The organism is Maritimibacter alexandrii, assembly GCF_005871115.1.
Taxonomy (GTDB): Bacteria; Pseudomonadota; Alphaproteobacteria; order Rhodobacterales; family Rhodobacteraceae; genus Maritimibacter; species Maritimibacter alkaliphilus.
This window is the reverse complement of sequence record NZ_SWKQ01000014.1, coordinates 206693-227839: the sequence shown is the minus strand read 5'-3', so window position 1 is coordinate 227839 and position 21147 is coordinate 206693. Positions and strand designations below refer to the sequence as shown.

25 protein-coding genes and 1 tRNA gene are annotated in these 21147 nt (G+C 64.9%); 18 read left to right on the top strand and 8 right to left on the bottom strand.

Going from position 1 to position 21147, the window contains the following annotated elements; genetic code table 11:
* Positions 1-151 precede the first annotated feature (151 nt).
* Entirely contained in the window at positions 152-2164 is a 2013-nt protein-coding gene (rpoD, locus tag FCT00_RS17780; protein ID WP_008329526.1) for an RNA polymerase sigma factor RpoD, read from the top strand.
* Between the two features lie 33 nt (positions 2165-2197).
* On the opposite strand, the gene FCT00_RS17775 is transcribed toward rpoD, so the two are convergent.
* Positions 2198-2581, bottom strand: a complete 384-nt coding sequence (locus FCT00_RS17775; protein WP_138424081.1) for a hypothetical protein — start codon at positions 2579-2581, stop codon at positions 2198-2200.
* Positions 2581-2784 (bottom strand): hypothetical protein, encoded by a 204-nt coding sequence (locus FCT00_RS17770; RefSeq protein ID WP_138424080.1) that lies wholly within the window; start codon positions 2782-2784, stop codon positions 2581-2583. Before FCT00_RS17770 ends, FCT00_RS17775 begins: the two co-directional genes overlap by 1 nt.
* A gap of 228 nt (positions 2785-3012) precedes the next feature.
* On the opposite strand from FCT00_RS17770, the gene FCT00_RS17765 reads away from it, so the two are divergent.
* The 4 genes from FCT00_RS17765 (at position 3013) to ribD (ending at position 5498) form a co-directional block, all read left to right on the top strand.
* Complete coding sequence (locus FCT00_RS17765) at positions 3013-3279, top strand: hypothetical protein (protein WP_138424079.1); 267 nt, start codon at positions 3013-3015, stop codon at positions 3277-3279.
* Between the two features lie 92 nt (positions 3280-3371).
* The gene (locus FCT00_RS17760; protein ID WP_138424078.1) at positions 3372-3788 is read left to right on the top strand and encodes a secondary thiamine-phosphate synthase enzyme YjbQ; all 417 of its coding nucleotides are present in this window, start codon (positions 3372-3374) and stop codon (positions 3786-3788) included.
* Positions 3789-3936: 148 nt separating this feature from the next.
* Positions 3937-4410, top strand: a complete 474-nt coding sequence (nrdR, locus tag FCT00_RS17755; RefSeq protein WP_040884456.1) for a transcriptional regulator NrdR — start codon at positions 3937-3939, stop codon at positions 4408-4410.
* 14 nt (positions 4411-4424) lie between these two features.
* Positions 4425-5498: a bifunctional diaminohydroxyphosphoribosylaminopyrimidine deaminase/5-amino-6-(5-phosphoribosylamino)uracil reductase RibD gene (ribD, locus tag FCT00_RS17750; RefSeq protein ID WP_138424224.1), complete on the top strand. Its 1074-nt coding sequence runs from the start codon at positions 4425-4427 to the stop codon at positions 5496-5498.
* Between the two features lie 140 nt (positions 5499-5638).
* Here the strand turns inward: ribD and FCT00_RS17745 are convergent, their stop codons facing one another.
* The 3 genes from FCT00_RS17745 to FCT00_RS17735 all read right to left on the bottom strand — a co-directional run bounded on the left by FCT00_RS17745 (position 5639) and on the right by FCT00_RS17735 (position 10235).
* Positions 5639-7681, bottom strand: a complete 2043-nt coding sequence (locus FCT00_RS17745) for a capsular polysaccharide biosynthesis protein (RefSeq protein ID WP_138424077.1) — start codon at positions 7679-7681, stop codon at positions 5639-5641.
* 12 nt (positions 7682-7693) lie between these two features.
* Positions 7694-8797, bottom strand: coding sequence for a polysaccharide biosynthesis/export family protein (locus tag FCT00_RS17740; protein ID WP_138424223.1), 1104 nt, complete (start codon positions 8795-8797; stop codon positions 7694-7696).
* 145 nt (positions 8798-8942) lie between these two features.
* The gene (locus tag FCT00_RS17735; protein WP_171043035.1) at positions 8943-10235 is read right to left on the bottom strand and encodes a capsule biosynthesis protein; all 1293 of its coding nucleotides are present in this window, start codon (positions 10233-10235) and stop codon (positions 8943-8945) included.
* 199 nt (positions 10236-10434) lie between these two features.
* Between FCT00_RS17735 and FCT00_RS17730 the strand changes: the two genes are divergently transcribed.
* The 7 genes from FCT00_RS17730 to FCT00_RS17700 all read left to right on the top strand — a co-directional run bounded on the left by FCT00_RS17730 (position 10435) and on the right by FCT00_RS17700 (position 15526).
* Positions 10435-11025 (top strand): riboflavin synthase, encoded by a 591-nt coding sequence (locus FCT00_RS17730; RefSeq protein ID WP_138424075.1) that lies wholly within the window; start codon positions 10435-10437, stop codon positions 11023-11025.
* A complete protein-coding gene (locus FCT00_RS17725; RefSeq protein ID WP_138424074.1) occupies positions 11022-11585 on the top strand; it encodes a hypothetical protein in 564 nt (187 codons plus the stop codon). The genes FCT00_RS17730 and FCT00_RS17725 overlap by 4 nt, the downstream gene beginning before the upstream one ends.
* Before the next feature lie 49 nt (positions 11586-11634).
* Positions 11635-12600: an MBL fold metallo-hydrolase gene (locus FCT00_RS17720; RefSeq protein ID WP_171043034.1), complete on the top strand. Its 966-nt coding sequence runs from the start codon at positions 11635-11637 to the stop codon at positions 12598-12600.
* 213 nt (positions 12601-12813) lie between these two features.
* Entirely contained in the window at positions 12814-13950 is a 1137-nt protein-coding gene (ribB, locus tag FCT00_RS17715; protein ID WP_040884452.1) for a 3,4-dihydroxy-2-butanone-4-phosphate synthase, read from the top strand.
* Positions 13950-14459: a 6,7-dimethyl-8-ribityllumazine synthase gene (locus FCT00_RS17710; RefSeq protein WP_008329486.1), complete on the top strand. Its 510-nt coding sequence runs from the start codon at positions 13950-13952 to the stop codon at positions 14457-14459. The genes ribB and FCT00_RS17710 overlap by 1 nt, the downstream gene beginning before the upstream one ends.
* An 87-nt stretch (positions 14460-14546) precedes the next feature.
* Positions 14547-15053 carry a transcription antitermination factor NusB gene (gene nusB, locus FCT00_RS17705; protein ID WP_138424073.1) on the top strand — a complete coding sequence of 169 codons (507 nt, stop codon included), beginning with the start codon at positions 14547-14549 and terminating at the stop codon, positions 15051-15053.
* A gap of 158 nt (positions 15054-15211) precedes the next feature.
* On the top strand, positions 15212-15526 hold the full coding sequence (locus FCT00_RS17700) for a hypothetical protein (protein WP_138424072.1): 315 nt from the start codon (positions 15212-15214) through the stop codon (positions 15524-15526).
* Here FCT00_RS17700 and FCT00_RS17695 read toward each other — a convergent pair.
* The gene (locus FCT00_RS17695; protein ID WP_138424071.1) at positions 15520-16209 is read right to left on the bottom strand and encodes a nitroreductase family protein; all 690 of its coding nucleotides are present in this window, start codon (positions 16207-16209) and stop codon (positions 15520-15522) included. The genes FCT00_RS17700 and FCT00_RS17695 overlap by 7 nt on opposite strands.
* A 301-nt stretch (positions 16210-16510) precedes the next feature.
* Between FCT00_RS17695 and FCT00_RS17690 the strand changes: the two genes are divergently transcribed.
* Positions 16511-16972: an MmcB family DNA repair protein gene (locus tag FCT00_RS17690; RefSeq protein WP_138424070.1), complete on the top strand. Its 462-nt coding sequence runs from the start codon at positions 16511-16513 to the stop codon at positions 16970-16972.
* On the opposite strand, the gene FCT00_RS17685 is transcribed toward FCT00_RS17690, so the two are convergent.
* Positions 16941-17165, bottom strand: a complete 225-nt coding sequence (locus tag FCT00_RS17685) for a DUF6324 family protein (protein WP_008329475.1) — start codon at positions 17163-17165, stop codon at positions 16941-16943. The genes FCT00_RS17690 and FCT00_RS17685 overlap by 32 nt on opposite strands.
* Positions 17166-17269: 104 nt before the next feature.
* On the opposite strand from FCT00_RS17685, the gene FCT00_RS17680 reads away from it, so the two are divergent.
* The 3 genes from FCT00_RS17680 to FCT00_RS17670 all read left to right on the top strand — a co-directional run bounded on the left by FCT00_RS17680 (position 17270) and on the right by FCT00_RS17670 (position 18743).
* Positions 17270-17346: transfer RNA gene (locus FCT00_RS17680), tRNA-His, on the top strand.
* Positions 17347-17488: 142 nt separating this feature from the next.
* Complete coding sequence (locus tag FCT00_RS17675; RefSeq protein ID WP_138424069.1) at positions 17489-18154, top strand: hypothetical protein; 666 nt, start codon at positions 17489-17491, stop codon at positions 18152-18154.
* A 4-nt stretch (positions 18155-18158) separates the two neighbouring features.
* A complete protein-coding gene (locus FCT00_RS17670; protein WP_008329471.1) occupies positions 18159-18743 on the top strand; it encodes a hypothetical protein in 585 nt (194 codons plus the stop codon).
* Here FCT00_RS17670 and FCT00_RS17665 read toward each other — a convergent pair.
* On the bottom strand, positions 18740-19039 hold the full coding sequence (locus tag FCT00_RS17665) for a DUF6476 family protein (protein WP_138424068.1): 300 nt from the start codon (positions 19037-19039) through the stop codon (positions 18740-18742). The genes FCT00_RS17670 and FCT00_RS17665 overlap by 4 nt on opposite strands.
* Between FCT00_RS17665 and FCT00_RS17660 the strand changes: the two genes are divergently transcribed.
* Both FCT00_RS17660 and rpoH read left to right on the top strand, forming a co-directional pair.
* Positions 19038-20072 (top strand): RluA family pseudouridine synthase, encoded by a 1035-nt coding sequence (locus tag FCT00_RS17660; RefSeq protein WP_138424067.1) that lies wholly within the window; start codon positions 19038-19040, stop codon positions 20070-20072. The two genes, FCT00_RS17665 and FCT00_RS17660, sit on opposite strands and share 2 nt — an antisense overlap.
* 163 nt (positions 20073-20235) lie before the next feature.
* A complete protein-coding gene (gene rpoH, locus FCT00_RS17655) occupies positions 20236-21132 on the top strand; it encodes an RNA polymerase sigma factor RpoH (protein ID WP_138424066.1) in 897 nt (298 codons plus the stop codon).
* Positions 21133-21147: the final 15 nt, after the last annotated feature.

Here is a 21147-nt window from a genome sequence, read left to right as displayed (position 1 = left end):
TCCATCACATTTTGAGAAAACACAAAGGTTTCAGGGCTACACGGGTTGGCGAATCAGTGATTCGAGTCGAAGATTCGCAAAAGCGAATCAGCCGAATCAGTCTCGATCCGCCAGATTCGATCCGAGACCGACCCGAGCGAAGGGAACACGCATGGCCGCGAAAGACGCAAACGACGACCAGAACAAGGACGAGCAGGACGACGGCTCCAACCCGATGGGGGATATGGACCAGGCCGCCGTCAAGAAGATGATCGCCGAGGCCCGTGAGAAGGGCTACATCACCTACGATCAGCTCAACAACGTGCTCCCGCCCGATCAGGTCTCGTCGGAACAGATCGAAGACGTGATGTCGATGCTCTCGGAAATGGGCATCAACATCATCGAGGACGAAGAGGCCGAGGACGACAACGACGACGCCAAGGGCTCGACCGAAGTCGTCGCCAAGAATCAGGGCGGCGCGGTCGCCGTGTCGTCCGGCGATACCGAGAAGCTCGACCGCACCGACGACCCGGTGCGCATGTACCTGCGCGAAATGGGGTCGGTGGAACTCCTCTCCCGCGAGGGCGAGATCGCCATCGCCAAGCGGATCGAAGCGGGCCGGAACACGATGATCGCGGGGCTCTGCGAAAGCCCGCTCACCTTCCAGGCCATCACGATCTGGCGCGACGAACTTCTGAACGAAGACATTCTGCTGCGCGACGTCATCGACCTCGACGCCACCTTCGGGCGTCAGATGGGCGAGGACGGCGAGGACGAGGATGTGGTGCAAGGGCTGGGCGAAGCCGCGGCCACGAACACCGAAAGCCAGAAAAAGGACGACGGCCCCGAGCTTGACGCCGACGGCAACCCGATCGCCAAGGACGACGACGACGAGGATGAGGACGATCAGGCCAACATGTCGCTCGCCGCGATGGAGGCCGCCCTTAAGCCCCGCGTGCTCGAAACGCTGGAACTGATCGCGCGCGATTACACCAAACTCAGCGAAATGCAGGATCTTCGGATGTCCGCCACGCTGAACGAGGATGGGTCGTTCTCGGACAAGGCGGAAGCCGAGTACCAGAAGCTGCGCTCGGAAATCGTGCTGCTGGTGAACGAACTGCACCTGCACAACAACCGGATCGAGGCGCTTGTCGACCAGCTTTACGGCATCAACCGCCGCATCATGTCGATCGACTCGGCCATGGTGAAGCTCGCCGATCAGGCGCGCATCAACCGCCGCGAATTCGTCGATGCCTACCGGGGCGAGGAACTTGACCCGAACTGGCTGGAACGGATGGCCGAAAAGCCCGGTCGCGGTTGGCAGGCGTTCATCGAACGCTCGTCCGACAAGGTGGCCGAACTGCGTGGCGACATGGCCCAGGTCGGTCAGTATGTCGGCGTCGACATCTCCGAATTCCGCCGCATCGTGTCTCAGGTCCAGAAGGGCGAGAAAGAGGCGCGTCAGGCCAAAAAGGAAATGGTCGAGGCGAACCTGCGTCTGGTGATCTCGATCGCCAAGAAATACACGAACCGCGGCCTGCAATTCCTTGATCTCATTCAGGAAGGCAACATCGGCCTGATGAAGGCCGTGGACAAGTTCGAGTATCGCCGGGGCTACAAGTTCTCGACCTACGCGACGTGGTGGATTCGTCAGGCGATCACCCGGTCGATTGCCGACCAAGCCCGCACGATCCGTATCCCGGTCCACATGATCGAAACGATCAACAAGCTGGTGCGCACGGGCCGCCAGATGCTTCACGAAATCGGCCGCGAGCCGACGCCGGAAGAACTGGCCGAGAAGCTGCAAATGCCGCTGGAAAAGGTCCGCAAGGTGATGAAGATCGCCAAGGAGCCGATCTCGCTCGAAACGCCGATTGGCGACGAGGAGGACTCGCAGCTTGGCGATTTCATCGAGGACAAGAACGCCGTCCTGCCGCTCGACTCGGCCATTCAGGAGAACCTGAAGGAAACCACGACCCGCGTGCTGGCGTCTTTGACGCCGCGTGAGGAACGGGTTCTGCGCATGCGCTTCGGCATCGGCATGAACACCGACCACACGCTCGAAGAGGTGGGCCAGCAGTTCAGCGTCACCCGCGAACGCATCCGCCAGATCGAGGCGAAGGCGCTCAGGAAGCTGAAGCACCCGAGCCGGAGCCGGAAGCTGCGGAGTTTCTTGGATCAGTAAACGAGAGGGCGCCTTCGGGCGCCCTTTTCGGTCTCATGAGACCCGGTTCTCTCTAACCCAACCGAACGCCCATTTGATGCGCTCGATCGCTTCTCCGACCCCAGCTTGAGAGGAAGGTTCCTTTGTTGGATCGACTTGAGAAACCATCCACCTGAACTGGTTCGTCTTGGGTGTGCTGATATCTATCGCATCCGGAGGGACAGCATCTCCGACCCAACCGAAGTTTTTGTCGAACAACGCGAGATCAACCGCATTGAGATTTAGTTTGTGCCCGACATGAATGAATGAAAGCGCCCCGGACGTCACCACGATCCAAGCATCGTTCGACTCCGCCTTTATCTTGAAGCGCGGCCGAGGTGCCGGGTCGAGCAGACGCTGATATCGAATGCGAAATTGCTTCATAGTCAAATCGGTCACTATTTGAGCTCCTGCGCGACCTCGTCTCCCGCGCGGATGAGCACCATGTGGGTATCGTCGTCGTACTCGACCTCTTCCATCCCGGTCACCGCTCGATGTGAAAATAGTGTTGCCATTTCGATGCGTATGCGGACCGGTGAGTCCTGGCCGATTTTGTCCCTGATCCGTTTCAGGTCGTCGATCAATTCATCCAAGGTTGTCATTTTCGTCTCCACTCAATGGAGCCAGAATTCAACCTTTGGGGTTCAGTTGCCAGCAAAACCCGACCGCCACCGATTTTGTGTTGTGCAATCCGGACTCACTCCCCTTTGTTTCCACCTGCTCACATCATTTCCCGCTACGCGAAATGAACGAACCGGTGTAATCTGCCGCCACGGGGCATGGTGCCCCAGCGCCCGGCAAGAAGGCGCGAAACCATTGAGGAAGCAATTATGGCGACCAAAGCAAAGAAAGAGAAACCGGTGCTGACGCCGGAAGAGATGGCCCGCAAGAAAGCCGTCAAGCTGATCGGCTATCACGGCTGGCTGACCGACTGGAAACGCGACAACCCCGAGGCCGACGTGGAAGCCCGTCGTGCGGCTTGGGGCGCGGCCAAGGGCCAGCGAATGCGCGATGCGCGTCGCGTGGTGAAGCGGCTGGAAAAGGGCGGGCTGCAACTCGTCGCGGCCCCGACGCCGGAGGCCATCGCCGCCGAGTGATTCCTGGCAGATGACCGACACGACCCGCCCGGATCATCGCGAACCGGGCGGCGTCGCTTGCGCGTCTCACCGGCATTTGGCAGCTTGATGTCATGCACACCGAATTCGAGATCGAAACGCGCGGGCAGGGCACCTATGAGTTCACCCGCGATGTGACGCGCTGGGTTGCGGACACCGGGACGGGCGAGGGGTTGCTGACGCTCTTCGTGCGGCACACGTCGGCCTCGCTCCTCATTCAGGAAAATGCCGATCCCGAAGTGCAGGTCGACCTGCGCAACTACTTCGCGCGGCTCGTGCCGCCCACCACCGACCCCAGCATGTCCTACCTGACCCACACCTATGAGGGGCCGGACGACATGCCGGCCCATATCAAGGCCGCGCTGCTCCCCATTTCTTTACAGATTCCAATCATAAACGGGACAATGACGCTCGGAATATGGCAGGGAATTTACCTTTTCGAACATCGCGACCGGCCGCACCGCCGAAAAGTCGCGGCGCTCATCCGGTGATTGCGGCATAGGGGCCACAAACGGGCCCTGCTATATCTGGGCGCGACGCTTTGAACCTACCCAAAATGCGGCACTCTTCCTATAGTGCCTGTGGATAAGTGGGCAAAGACCCACGATCAGAGGTGACAGGCAAAGAAAAGGAAGTGGGATGCGGTGCCCGTTCTGCGGAAATATTGACACTCAAGTGAAGGATTCACGCCCGGCCGAGGATCATGTCGCGATCCGGCGGCGGCGGTTCTGTCCGGCCTGCGGCGGGCGCTTCACCACCTATGAACGCGTGCAGTTGCGCGACCTCGTGGTCATCAAGTCGAACGGTCGGCGCGAGGATTTCGACCGCGAGAAGCTGGAGCGTTCGATCCGGATTTCGATGCAGAAACGGCCCGTGGAGCCGGAGCGCATCGATCAGATGATCTCGGGCATCGTGCGGCGGCTGGAATCGATGGGCGAGACGGACATTCCGTCCAAGACCATCGGTGAGATCGTGATGGAAAGTCTGGCCCGGATCGACACGGTCGCCTATGTGCGCTTCGCGAGCGTCTACAAGAACTTCCAGGCGGCGGACGATTTCGAGAAGTTCATGAGCGAGTTGCGCCCCGACATTCCGCCTGAAGAACAGGCGTGACCGACGAAAGGTTCATGGATCTGGCCCTGTCGCTCGGGCGGCGGGGCCTTGGGTCTGTCTGGCCGAACCCGGCGGTGGGCTGCGTAGTCGTGCAGGGCGGCCGGATCGTCGGGCGCGGCTGGACCCAGCCCGGCGGGCGGCCCCATGCCGAAATCGTCGCCTTGGCGCAGGCGGGTGAGGCGGCGCGGGGGGCGACGGCCTATGTGACGCTCGAGCCCTGTTCCCACCATGGACAGACCCCGCCCTGTGCCGAGGCGCTGATTTCGGCGGGGATCGCACGGGTGGTCGTCGCTTTGGGCGACCCCGACGACCGGGTGAACGGACGCGGGATCGCGATGTTGCGCGCGGCCGGGATTGAGGTCGTGACGGGGCTGGGCGAGGCCGAGGCACGCGCCGATCAGGTCGGATTCCTGAGCCGGGTGGAGCGCGGGCGCCCTATGGTGACGCTGAAACTCGCCGCGTCGCTGGACGGGCGCATCGCCACGGCGACGGGGGAAAGCCAGTGGATCACGGGGCCGGACGCACGACGACATGTTCACGCCGAGCGGATGCGCCATGACGCGGTTATGGTCGGCGCGGGCACGGCGCGTGCGGATGATCCGTCGTTGACCGTGCGCGGGCTGGGGGCGCGGCGCCAGCCGGTGCGCGTGGTGCTGTCGCGGCATCTGGACATTCCTCTCGACAGCACACTCGCGCGCACGGCGGAGGAGGTTCCGGTCTGGCTGATCCACGGCGACCGGGCGCCGGACGGCGTGGTCGCGGCCTGGGAAGGGCTGGGCGCACGTTGTATCGCGGTGCCCGTCGTGCTGGGTCGCATCGACGTGGCGGCGGCGCTGGCCGCCTTGGGCGCGGCGGGGCTGACGCGCGTGTTCTGCGAGGGCGGCGGCGGGCTGGCCGCATCGCTTCTGGCCGAGGGGCTGGTCGACGAATACGTGGGCTTCACCGCCGGGATCGCTCTTGGTGCCGAAGGCTGGCCTTCGATCGCCGCGATGGGCGTGGGTGCGCTTTCGGATGCGCCGCGGCTGGAGCTGGTCGAGCTGCGCGCCATCGGGGGCGACGTCCTGCACAGGTGGCGCGCCGTATCCTAGCGGTGCGGGCTGACGCCCGCGCTGGATTTGCGCCGCCCTGCCGTTGGAAGGTCGTCGCGGTGGACGCGCCTTGCGGCGCGTTTGGAGGGCCAGCCCTCCAAACCTCCCGAAGTATTTTCGAAACAGAGAAGGGGACCGCGTCAGCGCCAGAAGGTGGTGTAGGGCGCGAGCAGGCCTTGCAGCTTTGAGACGAGGCGCAGGGACGGTGTGCCGGGGCCGGTTTCCTGCGCGTCGATGCGATCGAGGATGACCTCGACCGGGCAGGGCGTGTTCGTGACCGGGTCGTGGTAGCGCGGGTAGTCGATGAGGATCGCGTGGACGAGGCCTACGAGGCTGGGGCGCGCCCTGCGTCGGTCCGGTATCGTGCCCAGATCGCGGGTGAGACCCCAGCCCGCGTAGAACGGGGCGCCGAGGCAGGAGACGGTCTTGCCACGGATGAGCGCCTCGAACCCGAGGGTGGAGGTCATGGTCCAGACTTCGTCCACCGCTTCGATCAGCGCCACGGCGTCGGTTTCGGTGGCGACCACGTCGGCATGGCGCGCGGCCTCGTCCAGCGGCATGTCGCCGTCGCGCAGGCCCGCTTCCACGTCCGGGTGGGGTTTGTAGATGATGACGGCCTCCGGGTTGGCCGCGCGCACGCCGCGGAGCAGGCCCCGGTTGTGGGTGACCTCGCGCGTGCCGAGGCGGACCGAGGCATCGTCTTCGACCTGACCGGGGACGAGGATGCGGTGGCCCGGCGGCAGATCGACCGGCGCGGCGCGATCGAGGTTGTATTTCGAGATACCGGAAGCGGTGAGCCGATGCATCAGGGCCTCGGCACGGTGAAGCGGGCCGGGGGCGAGGGTTTCGGCGGCGGAGACGAGCCGTTCGAGGCGGCTTTCGGCGTTCGGATCGTAGTAGATGCCGAGGTCGTCGCGCACGAGCGACAGGGGCGGGGTCAGTTTGGCGCCAAGGCCCCGCGAGCGGATGAAGCCGTCTTCGATGCGGATGGCGGGGGCGGTGAGCGTGTCGGCTTTTCCCGCCCAGACCATCATCGGGCGACCCGTCTTCGCCGCTTTCGCTTCGGCCTTGGGGCCGTCTTCGAAGATCACGCCCGCGCCGCTTCCGTAGAACTGCGACAACGGCTTGCGCTTCCACAGCCGCATTCCGGCGGCGACGTAGCCCGGCCCGTCTTCGCGCATCGCGCGGGCGCGCGCCTCCAACGTGCCGATCACGTCTTCGATCTCGCACAGTCTGTCGCGGTAGGGGTCGTACCACGTCGGATATTCGAGCATGGCCGCGGCGAACAATTGCGCGCGCGTCAGTTGACGTTCGCGGCGCGGCACGGGGTTTTCGTCCTTGGTCAGGCCCCAGCCGGCGTAGAACGGCTGGCCGAAGACGCGGGGCTTGTGGCCGGCGAAGATCGCTTCGAACCCCATGCCGGACGAGACGGTGTAGACCGCAACCGCGCCCTCCATCAGCGCCCAGGGGCTGACGGGATCGGTCAGAAGCGTGACCTTGCCGCCCGCGTGTTCCGGTCCGTAGTAGCCCGGCCGATGGCCTGCGGTGCTGTCCGGGTGGGACTTGATGACGACGCGCAGGCCCGGATTTTCCTCCTGCGCGATGACCAGCATTTCGCGGAAGGTCTGCGGGGTGGCCTTCGACGCCAGCACCGAAGCGTCGTCACGGGTCTGGTCGATCACCAGCACGTAGGGCGCGCGGGGCACGGGGGCCTTCGCGTCGAAGCCGTTGTATTTTGACAAATGGGCGTGGCGGATACGGTCCACCGCGTCGCGCGCACGGCTGAGAAGCGCGTAGTTGTCCAGCGGCGCATCCGCGAGCATTCGTTCGAGGTCCGAGGGCACGGCGGGGTCGAAATGCACGCCGGAGCGGTCGAGGAGGAGGCCCAGAGGCGGCTCGCCGTCACGTCCCAGACCGACCGAGCGCAGGAACGGGTCTTCGACGCGCATCAGGGTCGCCCCCCGCCGTTTCGCGACACCCTCGCCCCGGTGCGCGGTGGGCGAGACGCCCCAGACCGCGACGGTATCCTCGGCGCGCGGCAGGCCGATGCGAATGTCCCACCCGGCCAGCTTCAGGATACGCCGCACCCGGCGCTCACGCAGGAAACCGCCCGAGTAAACGTAAAGCCGCCGCGAGGAGGGGGGCTCCGTCGCGGCGGCTGTGATCCTGTCGTAGGGGGTCATGCGCCCCGGACCTTACGGCGTCGCGCCGACGAGGCCGAAGGTGCTGCCTGCGTTGGCCAGCGACTCGGCCGCGCCGAGGGCACCGGTGAGCGCCGTGATGACCTTGGCCCACTGGACGTAGGGCGCTTCGGTCACATAGACGGTATCGCCGTCGCGGATCACGAAGTCGCGGGCCATGAACATCCCGTTGGGTTCGGTCAGGTTCAGCACGTAGATCAGGCGCTGCGCACCGACCAGATCGCCCCGTGCCAGCACGACATTCGCGATCTCGGCAGGCTCGTTGCGGAACACGAAGATGCCCGTGGGGTCGGCCAGTGTCGGGTTCAGACCGCCGACCTGCGCGATGGCTTCGAGGGCCGAGAGGTTCTGGGTCTGGAAGTTCACGCGGGTCTGGGTGCCGGTGGCGCCGAGAGCGGTGAAGGCGCGGGTGTCGGCCTCGACCAGAATGCGGTCGCCGTTGCGCAGGGCGATGTCGAGACGCGGGTCTTCGAACAGATCCTGATACCAGATCTGCCCGGTCTGACCGCCACGGATGATCTTGACCACGGCCACCTCGGGGTTCACGGCCACACCGCCTGCGGCGGCGAGCATGGCACCCAGCGTGCGGGTGGGGCGTTCGATCGGGTAGACGCCCTGACCGTTGACCGCGCCCGTGATCGACACGGTGGCGCCGTCGCCAGCGATCCGGGTGACCAAGACCTGCGGGTCCGGGGTCTGGGTGGCGAGTTGTTCGGTGATGATGCGGCGCACGGCTTCGGGCGAGTTGCCCGCGGCCTTGATCCGTCCTGCATAGGGGATGAAGATGAAGCCGGAGCCGTCGACCTGCACCTCTTCGAGCGCGGCGGGCGCGCCCGCCGAGGCGAGGATGCCTTGTTCGACGTTTTCCCAGATCGCCACGCCCAGCACGTCGCCGGGCCGGATCGTGTCGGACCCGACCTGTCCGGCCGAGAGGAAGTTCTCGCCGAACCCGAGCGCCGGGGTGACGGCGGTCGCCCGCGTCACGTGATCGTTGACCGAGACGACGAAGGCGTCGCCCTGTCTCTGCACCGAACCGGAGTAGATTTCCTGCTTGTTCGGGCCGCTTCTGGGGAGCACGTCACATGCGGCTACACCCATCACAAGCGCGAAAAGGAGCGCGATGCGCGCCCACGTAATGCCCTGATTTTTCACTGCCCGGGCTCCTTTTTGGAGTTCTGCCTCAGTTTCTTTTTTTGGCAGACTACTCGGGCTGTGGATAAAAATCCAGACGCGATTCCAAGGGTTACTTCACGAGTCTCAACTGTTGCCGGGGGGCCGCGGTGCCCTTGGCGAGGGCATCGTAGGGGTCGTCCGGGGCGAGCATCATGTCGACGATCTGGCGCAGAAGCTGTCGCCGGCCACGGGCCGAATAGAACCCGCCGGGGATTTGCGAGGTTTCCAGCAGGTAATGACGATAATCGCGGTAGGCGCGGCTGTCGGGGCGGGTCGGCTGGGCGAAGAATTCGGGCAGGGGCTGGGTCGAAACGAACTCCGGCTTGTCATAGACGGCAGCGCCGAAAACCTTGAGCGGAAGTCCGCGCCACAGCACCTGTTGGGCCGCCGTCGAGTTCACGGTCACGGCGCTGCGGGCATGATCGAGCAGCCGGGCAAGCTTGCCGCCGCGCACGTAATGCACGCGCCCTTCCACGCCATGCTGGGCGGCCAGACGACGGATTTCGCGGCGCAGGGGCACGCGGCCATCCTCCAGCGGATGCGCCTTGAACACGAGGTGATGGTGACGGGCCGCGCCGTTCGCGAAGCCTTCGATCACGAGGTCGAGGAACTCGGTCACGCTTTTGAACGGGGAATGGTCGAGGAAACTCGCGTCATGGGCCAGTTGCAGAAGCGCAAGGTGATAAGGAAAGCCGCCGTTTCGGATACGGCGCGTCGCGATGATCCGTCCCAGCGCCTGAAACGGCATCAGGATCAGGCGCTTGAGGTAAAGCTGGAATTCCTTGCCGACCGTGAGCGCGCGGTGGGGGCGGAAACCGCGATAGCGCCGGTTCGCGAACATGACGAACCAGTGGTAGAGCGCGCCATAGAAGATGTGGTGGCGCATATCGCCCCAATGGGCGGGCGGCTCTGGGATGTCGAGTTGCACGTCGGCCAGCACCTGCTGCATCTGCGGCACGTCCATGTCCATCAGGCGGGAGTGGCCGTTCGATCCGCCACGCTCGTAGCTGATCCAGTAGGGGCGCAGGTAACCCTCTTCGAACACGTGGACCATGACGCCCGCGTCCTGCGCGGCGCGCACGGCCTCGGCATGGATGAACCGTGTGTCGCCGTAGAGCACCAGATCGGTCACGCCCTTTTCGGTCAGGATGGCGCGGATGCGTTCCGGCCACGCGTCCTGGCTGTCGGTGAAGGGAATGTAGGTCCGCGCATCGTGCCAGAACACCTGATCGCCCATGTTGAACCCGACGCGCCAGACCTGAGCGCCCGAGGCCGAGAGCATCCGGGCCAGACGGCGGACATAGGGGCCGTGTGGCCCTTGCAGGAACAGGAATGTCCGGTCGGTTCCGTCGATGGCTTTCATGCGCCTGATTTTACCCGTTTTTCTGGCCTCTGTCGCGAACTGATGCCGCGTTTCTTCAAGGAAAACCTTGCCATTGTCCTTGCGCAAGACACAAAACACCCGAACCGGGCTTTTTTGTGACGCTCGGGGTTTGGCTTGTCCCGCGCCCTGCTTGGCAAGGGGTGGGTTTGGGCGTAGCCATTGGGGAAAGGAGTCAGCCATGTTCACTGGGATCATCACCGATATCGGCCGGATCGCCGAGGTCACCCGGACCGAGGATCTGCGCGCGCGGATCGCGACCGGATACGACACGTCGCGCATCGAGCTGGGCGCGTCCATCGCGTCGGATGGGGTGTGTCTGACGGTGACCCGGCTCGGCCCGGACTGGTACGAGGTCTTCGTGTCGGGCGAGACGCTGAACAAGACCAACCTCGGCGGATGGGAGGTTGGCAAGCGCCTGAACCTCGAACGCGCCCTGAAGGTGGGCGACGAACTGGGCGGGCATATCGTCTCGGGCCATGTCGATGGCGTGGCCGAGGTGACGGATGTGCATGACGAGGGCGACTCGACGCGCATTTCCTTCAAGGTGCCGGGCGATCTGGCGCGCTTCATCGCGCCAAAGGGCTCGGTCGCGCTGAACGGCACCTCTCTGACCGTGAACGAGGTCGACGGCGACACGTTCGGCGTGAACCTCATCACCCACACGAAAGAGGTGACGACCTGGGGCGACGTGCGCGTGGGCGACAAGGTCAACCTCGAGATCGACACGCTGGCGCGCTACGTGGCGCGGCTCGGCGAATACGCGGCATGACCCTGATCGGTCACAACGGCGGGCCGGGGATCGGCAATACCGGCTGGCACGGTTATGCGTGGCGAAGGGCGCGGGCCGATCTGGTGCCGACCCTGCCGCTGGAAGTGGTGCGGATGCGGGTGCGCCGGGCCAAGGAACTTGGGATCGATTACAAAAGCTACGCCTCGATCCGGGCGGCGACGGGGCGCGACGTGATCGCGCTCCTGTTCTCGTCGAACGCATTGAAATGCGGGCCGAAACTGGTTGCGGTGCCTGAGGCCGAGGCCACAAAACTGCGGGGCGTGGCCCGCGCAGAACGCCTTGCCGCCGTGCACCGACCGCTCGACGCGCCCGGCTTTCACGGCGCCAACGCCGCGCTTATCGACGCAGCCATGCAGGCGCCCACATTGGCCGACGGTTGGTCCGCCACGCGCGAAAAGCTCGCCGACCTGACAGCGCGCCGGGGGGTGCCCACGGACGCGGTCCTAGTCGTCGGCGCCACGATGCTGGAGGCCGAATGGTCGGTGGCGGGCCGGATGGCGGGATACCTGCCGGCCGAGAGATATTTCACGACGCTTTAAATCATTCGAAATCGTGCATATGATTCCCGGATCGAACAGGGAGGAATCGATGCCGCTATTGCGCCCCACTCGCCGCGAGATGCTCGCGCTCGCCGCAGCCATGCCCGCCTTCGCCATGCCCGCGGCCCTTCGCGCCGAGCTTGGCCCGCCGGACGGTGAGAACCCCGCGCACTTTCGCTTCACGCTGGGGGATATGAAGATCACCATCGTCTCGGACGGCTGGTTCCCGCAGCCTCTGACGGCGCTGGGCATGAACGCCGACGAGGCCGAAAAGCTGGCGTTTCTCGAAGCGCATTTCCTGCCGACCGATGAACTCGTCGGGCACACGAACCACGTCTATATCGAGACCGGCGAGGCGAAGGTGCTGATCGACGTCGGCTCCGGCAACCGGTTCTTCGACACCGCCGGGCGGCTCATGTCGAACATGGAAGCCGCCGGGATCGACCCTTTCGCCACGACGCATGTCGTCGTCACCCATGCCCACCCGGATCATATCTGGGGCGTGCGCGACGATTTCGACGAGGCGATCATCCCCGACGCCGAATACGTGATCGGCGAGGCCGAACACGATTACTGGTTGCAGGACGGCCTCGTCGACCGGGTGGCCCCGGAGGCGCAGCAATTCGTGCTGGGCGCGGTCAATTCGATCAATGTCGACGGGGCGGAATGGACGCTTGCGGGCGACGGGCATGAGGTGGCGCCGGGCGTGCGGCTGATGTCGACCAACGGGCACACGCCCGGGCATATGTCGATCCTGCTGGAAAGCGGCGACGATCAGCTTCTGGTGCTGGGCGACGCGATCACCCACGCCTTCGGGCATTTCGCGCATCCCGACTGGTACGGCTCGATGGACAGCGACCCCGAGGCGACAGTGGCCACACGCCGCCGCATCCTCGACATGGCCGCGGCGGATCGCATCCCGGTCGTGGGCTACCATTTCCCGTTCCCCGGCGTGGGCCATGTGAAGGCCGAGGGCGAGGCCTATGCCTTCGTCCCGGCGCTCTGGCGGTTCTGAGGGGTTTCGCCCGGGCTGAAGCCCGGTCGACCCGCTGGGGGGAGGCGCTGCCTCCCCCCAGACCCCCCTCCGAGGTTTCCTGAAACAGAGAAGGGGCGGGCGGTCGGCATTCATTGCGACGTTGCGATCTTCACAGCCTCTGTGCGCGACGTTCCTCTGGCATCGGGGGGCGGGTCGCGTTATCTCGCGGGGGCAATTGGAAGGAATGCCCAGATGTCGGACGCCAAGATCTATGACGCACCCGGACCGGTGGAACGCGAGTGGGGCGATGTGATCTCCTCGATCGAGGAGATCATCGAGGACGCGCGCAACGGCCGCATGTTCATCCTCGTCGATCACGAGGACCGCGAGAACGAGGGCGACCTGGTGATCCCCGCGCAGATGGCGACGCCGGATGCGATCAACTTCATGGCGACCCACGGGCGCGGCCTGATCTGCCTGTCGCTGACCGGCGAGCGGGTCGATGCGCTGGGCCTGTCGCTCATGGCCTCGCAGAACTCGTCGCGCCACGAGACCGCGTTCACCATTTCCATCGAGGCGCGCGAAGGCGTGACCACCGGCATTTCGGCGCATGACCGTGCGCGCACCGTTTCGGTCGCCATCGACCCGACCAAGGGGGCCGCCGACATCGCGACCCCCGGCCACGTCTTTCCGCTGCGCGCCAAGGACGGAGGTGTCCTTGTGCGGGCCGGCCATACCGAGGCGGCCGTGGACATTTCGCGCCTTGCGGGTCTGAACCCGGCCGGCGTGATCTGCGAGATCATGAACGAGGACGGGTCGATGGCCCGGCTGCCCGATCTCGTGGCCTTCGCGCAGAAGCACGGGCTGAAGATCGGGACGATCAGCGACCTGATCGCCTACCGCCATCGCCACGACAACCTCGTGAACGAAAGCGCGGTGAAGCAGGTCACCTCGGCCTATGGCGGCGACTGGATGCTGCGCATCTTCACCGACGAGACGCAGGGGGCCGAGCATATCGTGCTGACCAAGGGCGACCTGACCACGGACGAGCCGGTGCTGGTGCGTATGCACGCGCTGAACCCCTTGGAGGATGCGCTGGGCCTTGGCCCGAACCCGCATGACGAATTGCCCCGCGCGATGCAGATCATCGCCGACAAGGGGCGTGGGGCCGTGGTTCTGCTGCGCGATCCGTCGATGAAGCTCGCCACCGCCGAGGGCGAGGTCAGCCCGCAGGTGCTGCGCCAATACGGCCTCGGCGCGCAGATCCTGTCGGCGCTGGGCATCCACCGGATGCATCTGCTGACCGACAGCCCGCTGCCCAAGGTGGTGGGGCTGGACGCCTACGACCTGACCATCGAAGGCACCCATCCGATCCGGGGAGAGAAGTGATGGCCGGAACCGAGACGCATTACACCCTGCCGCGCCCGACCTTCGACGAGGCGCCCAAGCTGCTGATCGTCGTGGCGCCTTATTACAAGGACATCGCCGACGACCTGATCGCGGGCGCCAAGGCCGAGATCGAGGCCGCGGGTGCGACGTGGGAGATCGTCGAGGTGCCCGGCGCGCTGGAAGTGCCGACCGCGATCCGCATCGCCGACCGCACCGCTGATTTCGACGGCTACGTCGCCCTCGGCTGCGTGATCCGGGGCGAGACCACGCATTACGAGACGGTGTGCAACGACAGCTCGCGCGCGCTCTCGACGCTGGGGCTGGCGGGCCTGTGCATCGGCAACGGCATCCTGACCGTCGAGAACCGCGATCAGGCCGTGGTTCGCGCCGCCGTGGACCAGCAGAACAAGGGGGGCGGGGCGGCTGCCGCCGCGCTTCACCTTATCGCGCTCGGTCGGAAATGGACGGGCGGCGAGAAGCAGGTCGGCTTTCGTCCCGTCGGAGCGTGAGCGAATTTTCACGCTTTTCGCGGAAAACGGTTTCCCTTGGTCCGGCCTTGATCTAAGGACGCGGCCTGAGTTTGCCCGAGAGCCGACATGACCGACGAGACCCCGCAAGACACCGACCGCCCCAAGCGCAAGATGACGCCCGAGTTGAAGCGCCGGATGAAATCCGCGTCGCGGCTTTATGCCGTGCAGGCGCTGTTCCAGATGGAGGCGGCGGGGCAGGGCTATGACCGCGTGCGCAAGGAATTCGAGGACCATCGCTTCGGGGCCGAATACGAAGAGGGCGAATTCGAAGAGGGGAACGTGGACCTCTTCCGCGCCATTCTGGGCGAAGCGGTGGACCGGCAGGCCAAGATCGACCAGATGACCGACCGGGCGCTGGTCGCCAAATGGCCCATCGCGCGGATCGACCCGACGCTGCGCGCGCTGTTTCGGGCCGCCGGGGCCGAGCTGGTTCTGGGCGACACGCCGCCCAAGGTCGTCATCGTCGAATTCGTCGAGGTCGCCAAGGCGTTCTTCCCCGAAGGTCAGGAACCCAAGTTCACCAACGCCGTGCTCGACCACATGGCGCGCGAGGCGCGGCCTGAAGCGTTCTGAGCTTCCGTCAGGCTGTCGTCTGCACGCGCGAGTTCGCGCTCCATCGCCACCGAACCTGAACGCCCGATCGGCCTGAACGCGCCGACCGCGACCCTGCGACAAATGGGCCTTTGCGGCTGCGGCAGCCCGTGCCTACATTCGGAGCAGGAGGTGCTGACATGCCCAAACTGATCTCGCTCTACATTCGTCACGTTCTGATCGGGTTCGGCCTTGCCGCCGTGTTCGTCGCGGCGCTTCTGTGGATGAACGTGGGCAACCTGTGGCACCTCGTGTCGACCTCGGATGTCGGGATCATGGCCGTCATCATGCTGTTCTTCGGCAACGGGATCGTGTTCTCGGGCGTGCAGTTCGCCATCACCATCATGCGGATGGGCGAAGATGACGAACCGCGCGGGGGCAGGCGTATTCCGGTCGCGACCAATATCCCGGCGCGGATCGAAGCGACGGCGAACGCACCGCGTAAGCGTCAGTAAACCTTTAGAATTTCGCCCAGCGGCTTTTTCAGTTTCGCGACTGCGGGCACCGTGGCGTCCTCGGCCGGGTGGCCGACGGCGAGGATCATCACCGGCTTTTCCGAACCGGGCCGCCCCAAGGCGCCGTTCAGGAACTTCATCGGGTTCGGCGTGTGGGTCAGGCAGGCGAGGCCCGCCTGATGCAGCGCCGCGATCAGGAACCCGGTCGCGATGCCTACGCTTTCGGGCACGTAATAATTCTTGAACCGGGTGCCATCGTCGAATTCGCCCCAACGCTGGGCGAAAATCACGATGAGCCACGGCGCGATCTCGAGATGCGGCTTGGAGGCGTCGGTGCCGATGGGTTCGAGCGCCTTGAGCCATTCGTCGCCCGCGCCGCCGTCGTAGAACTTTTCCTCCTCCGCCTCGGCCTCGGCCCGGATGCGGGCCTTCAGCCCCGCGTCCTGCACGGCGGCGAAGAACCACGGCTGGTGATTGGCCCCCGAGGGCGCGCGGCCCGCAGTGGCGACGGCGGTCTCGATGATGTCCTGCGGCACCGAGCGGTCCGAGAAGTCGCGCACCGTGTGGCGCCGCGCCATCAGGTCGAAAAAGCCGGTCACGCGGGCGCGTGCCTCGTCATCCGTCCAGTCGAAACGGTCGGGCAGGGGCAGGGGATCGTGCGGCAGGTTGGACTTGGAAAACATGAGGCTCCTCCCGGTGTTGCCGGAAGGAGCCTAGGTAGTGGCGGGACCACCTGCAACCGTCAGGGAAGCGCATTCCCGAGGACCTGATATTCAGGTGGGCGCCGGGTAACTCGGCCACGGCCGCGACAGAGCCAGCTCCCTCGGATTTGCTTAAGGCCACCGGAATGTTCCCGTGTAGACGAGAAGGGCAGACCGCCAAGACCCGAGATAGGCCCGGCAGTGGGTTCGCGCAAGGGGAATGATCGGGGGAATTTCGCGCGGGCGACTTGCGAAATGTTCACGAATTGTTCATTCTGGGCACATGGACACCGCAATGCTTCAACCCGGCCAGTTGCTCGCCCGTGGCGTGGCGCGGCACCTGAGCCTGCACGATTTCGCCTGCGTGGAGGAATTCGTGCCTGCGCGCGGGTTGCGGACGGATGTCTATGCCGTTGGCCCCAAAGGGGAAATCTGGGTCGTGGAGTGCAAGTCCTGCCGCGCCGATTTCATGGCGGATCACAAGTGGCAGGGCTATCTCGAGTTCTGCGACAGGTTCTTCTGGGCGGTCGATTGCGACTTCCCGCTCGACCTTCTGCCGGACGAGACCGGGCTTATCATCGCCGATCCATACGATGCCGAGATCGTGCGCATGGGGCCGGAAACGAAGCTCGCCCCGGCGCGGCGCAAGAAACTGACGCTCAAATTCGCGCGTGATGCGGCGCGGCGCCTGCACGGCTACCGCGATCCCGGCGTCAGCCCTTTTTCGGACCCTTCGACTTTTTAGCGCCCTTGTCGCCCATCTTCTGCGCCTGCATCGCGGCGGCGCGAATTTCCTCGGCGATCTCAAGGGCTTCGTCCGGCTCGAAATCCATCGGCAGGTCGATGCCGTTGCCTTCGACATAGATGCGCACCATGCCGAGCGTGGTCGGCCCGATCTGGATGTTGGCGGAAACTTCGGTCTCGGAATTGATGCCCATGGCTGCGCTCCTTCAAGGATGCGGGTGAGTTACGCCGTGCCCCTTCGTTTTTCAAGCCCGGGCTATTGCATTGCACCGATGGGGGCGCTAAACGGCGCTCCAGTGCCGACATAGCTCAGTTGGTTAGAGCGCTTGATTGTGGATCAAGAGGTCCCCCGTTCGAGCCGGGGTGTCGGTACCATCCTTCCCTTTTCGATGTTCGCGCCGAGCGGGCCAGTGCCGTGGTCAAGCTGCGACAGCCCGCGTCATTTCGCGCGGGCAGGGCTTGCCCCGTTCCCAAACGTCCCATAGCGTCCGATCAAGGGGCTAGAAGGGCAGAAAAAATGAAGCTGAAACTCAGCGGTCTCCTGGTGACGGCACTGGCTCTTTCGGCCTGTGCGACCAGCACGACGGGCGTGACCACGACCACCACGACAACGACGACGACGACCAGCGGATCGGGCAGCGTGACCACGACCTCGTCCGAAGTCGTCCTGTTCGACTCGCGGGAATTGCCGAACGCCGAAGCGCGGCGCACGCTGGCCTGGTCGAACGTGGAGTTCGGGGCGGTGAACGACACGACGCTCGGCGGTGTCGATTTCGTGGTCGGGACGCAGCGCGAAACGGCGCGGGGCTATACCGGCGTTCGCGCGGGCACCGACATCGGGGTCACGATCGCGACCGGCACGGCGACCTACACCACCGATTACACGGTGCTTCAACTCGACAACCTCACCAGCGACGGAACCAACCTGTCGGGCGACCTGATCCGCGATTCCGGCCAGATCGTGCTGACCGCGGATTTCGACACCGGCGGGCTGACCGGCACCGATAAGGACCTTGTGGTCGCGGGCACAATCGCGGGCGACAATCTGGGCGGCGCGGTGACCTATCGCAGCACGGACGGCATTCTGGGCGGCAACATCGGCGACAAGGGCGTCGCGGGCGCGTTCCACGGCAGCGGCGCGGACACGGTGTTCGCGGGCGGCTTCATCGGGCCGCAGGACTGACGCCATGCTTCGCACCGCGCTCCTCCTCCCGCTTCTCGCCTTCCCGCTGTCGGGCTGCCTTCTGGTCGACGTGAACACGCGCTCCGGGTTCTACACGGGCGGCACCGTGTCATCGACCGTGACCACCACCGACACCATTCAGGAGTCCGGCGATATCTACGACGCATCCATCGGCGGCATCGAGTATTTCTCGACCCTCGGCAACGGTCGCGCCGAAGCCTATTCCGCGATCCTCGCCGGGTCCGACACGGGCACGACGCCGACCTCGGGTCAGGCGGTCTACCTCGCCGACTATGAAGTCGCCGTGATTTCCAACCTGCGCTACTACGAGACCGAGCTGCGCGGGGTGTCGAGCCTCGATGACGGCAAGATTTCGATCGTCGCGGATTTCGATCAGGGCACGGTGACCGGGTCTGACGGCGCGCTCGTCGTCGATGGCGCGATCACCGGCCGCGCGTTCGAGGGCGGGGTGGTCTATGCGGGCCATGACGGCGATCTCGAAGGGCTCGTCGGCGATCAGGGCGTGATCGGTGCGTTCCACGGCAACAATGGCCAGATCGTCTTCGCCGGTGGCTTCGTCGGGAATTAGTCGACCGCGATTTCCTGTCTGAGCGTCTGGCCGGTCGTGTCATAGATCAGGATGCGGTCGTCATCGGTCACCACGGCGATCCAGTCGGACCCCCGCGTGATCGCGGTGGCGGCGGCGCCGTCGGGCAGTGCGATCTCGTCCGGGAAACTTTGTCCGGGCGTTTCGTTCAACCGCATGACAACGACGGCGATCAGGACTACAAGCCCCACGATCATGGTGACCGTCAGCGTCGTCACCAGCCATTTCAGGTAACGCACGAGACCGGCATCCGGGCCGGTCAGGGGAGCCTCGTCCATGTCGTCCACGTCCGTCCTCGTCGAGATCGGGGCCAATCCGCCCAACCGGCTTGATAAGGCACTGGCCCGCGATGTGCCAGAGGCGGCGAACCTGTCGCGTTCGCGTCTGGCCAAGTTGATCGCAGAGGGTGCCGTGGTGCGGGCGGGCGAGGTGCTGACCGACGCCAAGGCCAAGGTCGCCGAGGGCGAGGTGATCGAGATCACCGTGCCGGTGGCCGAGGACACCCACATGCTGCCCGAGGCGATCGCGCTCGACGTGGTGTGGGAGGATCACGACCTGATCGTCGTGAACAAGCCTGCGGGCATGGTGGTGCATCCGGCGCCCGGCACGCCGTCGGGCACGTTGGTCAACGCGCTTTTGCACCATTGCGGCGACGATCTGTCGGGCGTTGGGGGTGAGAAACGCCCCGGCATCGTCCACCGGATCGACAAGGACACCTCGGGCCTGCTCGTGGTGGCCAAGACCGATGCGGCCCATCACGGGCTGGCGGCCCAGTTTGAAAAGCACACGGTCGAGCGGCATTACCGCGCGCTGGTCTACGGCATGCCCGACCTTGCCGATCCGCGGCTCAAGGGCGTGCGTGGCGTGAGTTTCGAACAGGGGGGGATCGTGAAGATCACGACTCAGCTCGCCCGCCACAAGACCGACCGCCAGAAACAGGCGGTCACGTGGTCCGGCGGGCGTCACGCCATCACGCGGGCCCGCGTGGTTGAAACATTCGGGCACCCTCCTTCCGTCTCATTGCTCGATTGCTGGCTCGAGACCGGGCGCACGCATCAGATCCGCGTGCACATGGCCCATGCCGGTCACGGGCTTGTCGGTGATCCGGTCTACGGCGGGCGGCGTAAACCCTCTGAATCCGCTCTGGGGGCCGAGGCGGCCAAGGCGTTGTGGGGGTTCGAGCGACAGGCGCTTCATGCCGCCACGCTCGGGTTCGAGCATCCGGTGACCAAGGAACAGCTGCGGTTCGAGGCGCGTTTGCCTGATGACATGGCGGGGCTGATCGAGGTGTTGGGCGCTAAACCCGACTGAAATACTCAGCACAAAGGCGTGAGCCCGCTACCAAAACCGACGGAGATGGGTTCATACTTCGTTAAGTGTTCAAGGGCTCAATGCTCTTGAATGGTGGTACACGCGCCCTAAATAGAATGTTAATCCCCGAAACATTGGGGCGCGACAGTGGAGATGTAAACAGATGGCCAATTATTCGACTTTGCCTGCTCCGACGCCGGAAGGTGGCCTGAACCGCTACCTTCAGGACATCCGGAAGTTCCCGATGCTGGAGCCGGAGGAGGAATACATGCTGGCCAAGCGGTGGGTGGACCATCAGGACACCGACGCCGCGCACCAGCTTGTGACCAGTCACCTGCGGCTCGCAGCCAAGATCGCGATGGGCTATCGCGGCTATGGCCTGCCGCAGGCCGAGGTGATTTCCGAAGCCAACGTGGGCCTCATGCAGGCTGTCAAACGCTTCGACCCCGAAAAGGGCTTCCGCCTCGCAACCTATGCGATGTGGTGGATCCGTGCCTCAATCCAGGAATACATCCTGCGCTCGTGGTCGCTGGTCAAACTTGGCACGACCTCGGCCCAGAAGAAGCTGTTCTTCAACCTGCGCAAGGCCAAGGCCCGCATCGGTGCGCTGGAAGACGGCGACCTGCGGCCCGAGAACGTGGCCCAGATCGCCCATGACCTGAACGTCACCGAGGAAGAAGTGATCTCGATGAACCGGCGCATGTCGGGTGGCGATGCCTCGCTCAACGCCACGATCACGAACGACGGCGATTCCACGATGCAGTGGCAGGACTGGCTGGAAGACGAGGATGCCGATCAGGCGGGCGACTACGAACAGCGAGACGAACTGACCGTGCGCCGCGAAATGCTGGCACAGGCGATGGACGTGCTGAACGACCGCGAGAAGGACATCCTGACCCAGCGCCGCCTGTCGGACGAGACGGTGACGCTGGAAGACCTGTCCGGTCAATACGACGTCAGCCGCGAACGCATCCGCCAGATCGAAGTGCGCGCCTTCGAGAAGCTCCAGAAGCGGATGCAGGAGCTCGCCTCGGAAAAGGGCATGGCCGAAACGGCCTGATTGCGCTAACGACGA

Coding starts and splice junctions, on each gene's coding strand:
- FCT00_RS17700 (WP_138424072.1), top strand. CDS start 15,212: ATGCCCAAACTGATCTCGCTCTACATTCGTCACGTTCTGATCGGGTTC.
- nrdR (WP_040884456.1), top strand. CDS start 3,937: ATGCGGTGCCCGTTCTGCGGAAATATTGACACTCAAGTGAAGGATTCA.
- FCT00_RS17685 (WP_008329475.1), bottom strand. CDS start 17,165: ATGGGCATCAATTCCGAGACCGAAGTTTCCGCCAACATCCAGATCGGG.
- FCT00_RS17670 (WP_008329471.1), top strand. CDS start 18,159: ATGCTTCGCACCGCGCTCCTCCTCCCGCTTCTCGCCTTCCCGCTGTCG.
- FCT00_RS17770 (WP_138424080.1), bottom strand. CDS start 2,784: ATGACAACCTTGGATGAATTGATCGACGACCTGAAACGGATCAGGGAC.
- FCT00_RS17735 (WP_171043035.1), bottom strand. CDS start 10,235: ATGAAAGCCATCGACGGAACCGACCGGACATTCCTGTTCCTGCAAGGG.
- FCT00_RS17690 (WP_138424070.1), top strand. CDS start 16,511: ATGGACACCGCAATGCTTCAACCCGGCCAGTTGCTCGCCCGTGGCGTG.
- FCT00_RS17675 (WP_138424069.1), top strand. CDS start 17,489: ATGAAGCTGAAACTCAGCGGTCTCCTGGTGACGGCACTGGCTCTTTCG.
- FCT00_RS17695 (WP_138424071.1), bottom strand. CDS start 16,209: ATGTTTTCCAAGTCCAACCTGCCGCACGATCCCCTGCCCCTGCCCGAC.
- ribD (WP_138424224.1), top strand. CDS start 4,425: ATGGATCTGGCCCTGTCGCTCGGGCGGCGGGGCCTTGGGTCTGTCTGG.
- FCT00_RS17765 (WP_138424079.1), top strand. CDS start 3,013: ATGGCGACCAAAGCAAAGAAAGAGAAACCGGTGCTGACGCCGGAAGAG.
- FCT00_RS17730 (WP_138424075.1), top strand. CDS start 10,435: ATGTTCACTGGGATCATCACCGATATCGGCCGGATCGCCGAGGTCACC.
- rpoD (WP_008329526.1), top strand. CDS start 152: ATGGCCGCGAAAGACGCAAACGACGACCAGAACAAGGACGAGCAGGAC.
- FCT00_RS17725 (WP_138424074.1), top strand. CDS start 11,022: ATGACCCTGATCGGTCACAACGGCGGGCCGGGGATCGGCAATACCGGC.
- FCT00_RS17660 (WP_138424067.1), top strand. CDS start 19,038: ATGTCGTCCACGTCCGTCCTCGTCGAGATCGGGGCCAATCCGCCCAAC.
- FCT00_RS17720 (WP_171043034.1), top strand. CDS start 11,635: ATGCCGCTATTGCGCCCCACTCGCCGCGAGATGCTCGCGCTCGCCGCA.
- FCT00_RS17740 (WP_138424223.1), bottom strand. CDS start 8,797: ATGGGTGTAGCCGCATGTGACGTGCTCCCCAGAAGCGGCCCGAACAAG.
- rpoH (WP_138424066.1), top strand. CDS start 20,236: ATGGCCAATTATTCGACTTTGCCTGCTCCGACGCCGGAAGGTGGCCTG.
- FCT00_RS17665 (WP_138424068.1), bottom strand. CDS start 19,039: ATGGACGAGGCTCCCCTGACCGGCCCGGATGCCGGTCTCGTGCGTTAC.
- FCT00_RS17760 (WP_138424078.1), top strand. CDS start 3,372: ATGCACACCGAATTCGAGATCGAAACGCGCGGGCAGGGCACCTATGAG.
- nusB (WP_138424073.1), top strand. CDS start 14,547: ATGACCGACGAGACCCCGCAAGACACCGACCGCCCCAAGCGCAAGATG.
- FCT00_RS17710 (WP_008329486.1), top strand. CDS start 13,950: ATGGCCGGAACCGAGACGCATTACACCCTGCCGCGCCCGACCTTCGAC.
- FCT00_RS17745 (WP_138424077.1), bottom strand. CDS start 7,681: ATGACCCCCTACGACAGGATCACAGCCGCCGCGACGGAGCCCCCCTCC.
- ribB (WP_040884452.1), top strand. CDS start 12,814: ATGTCGGACGCCAAGATCTATGACGCACCCGGACCGGTGGAACGCGAG.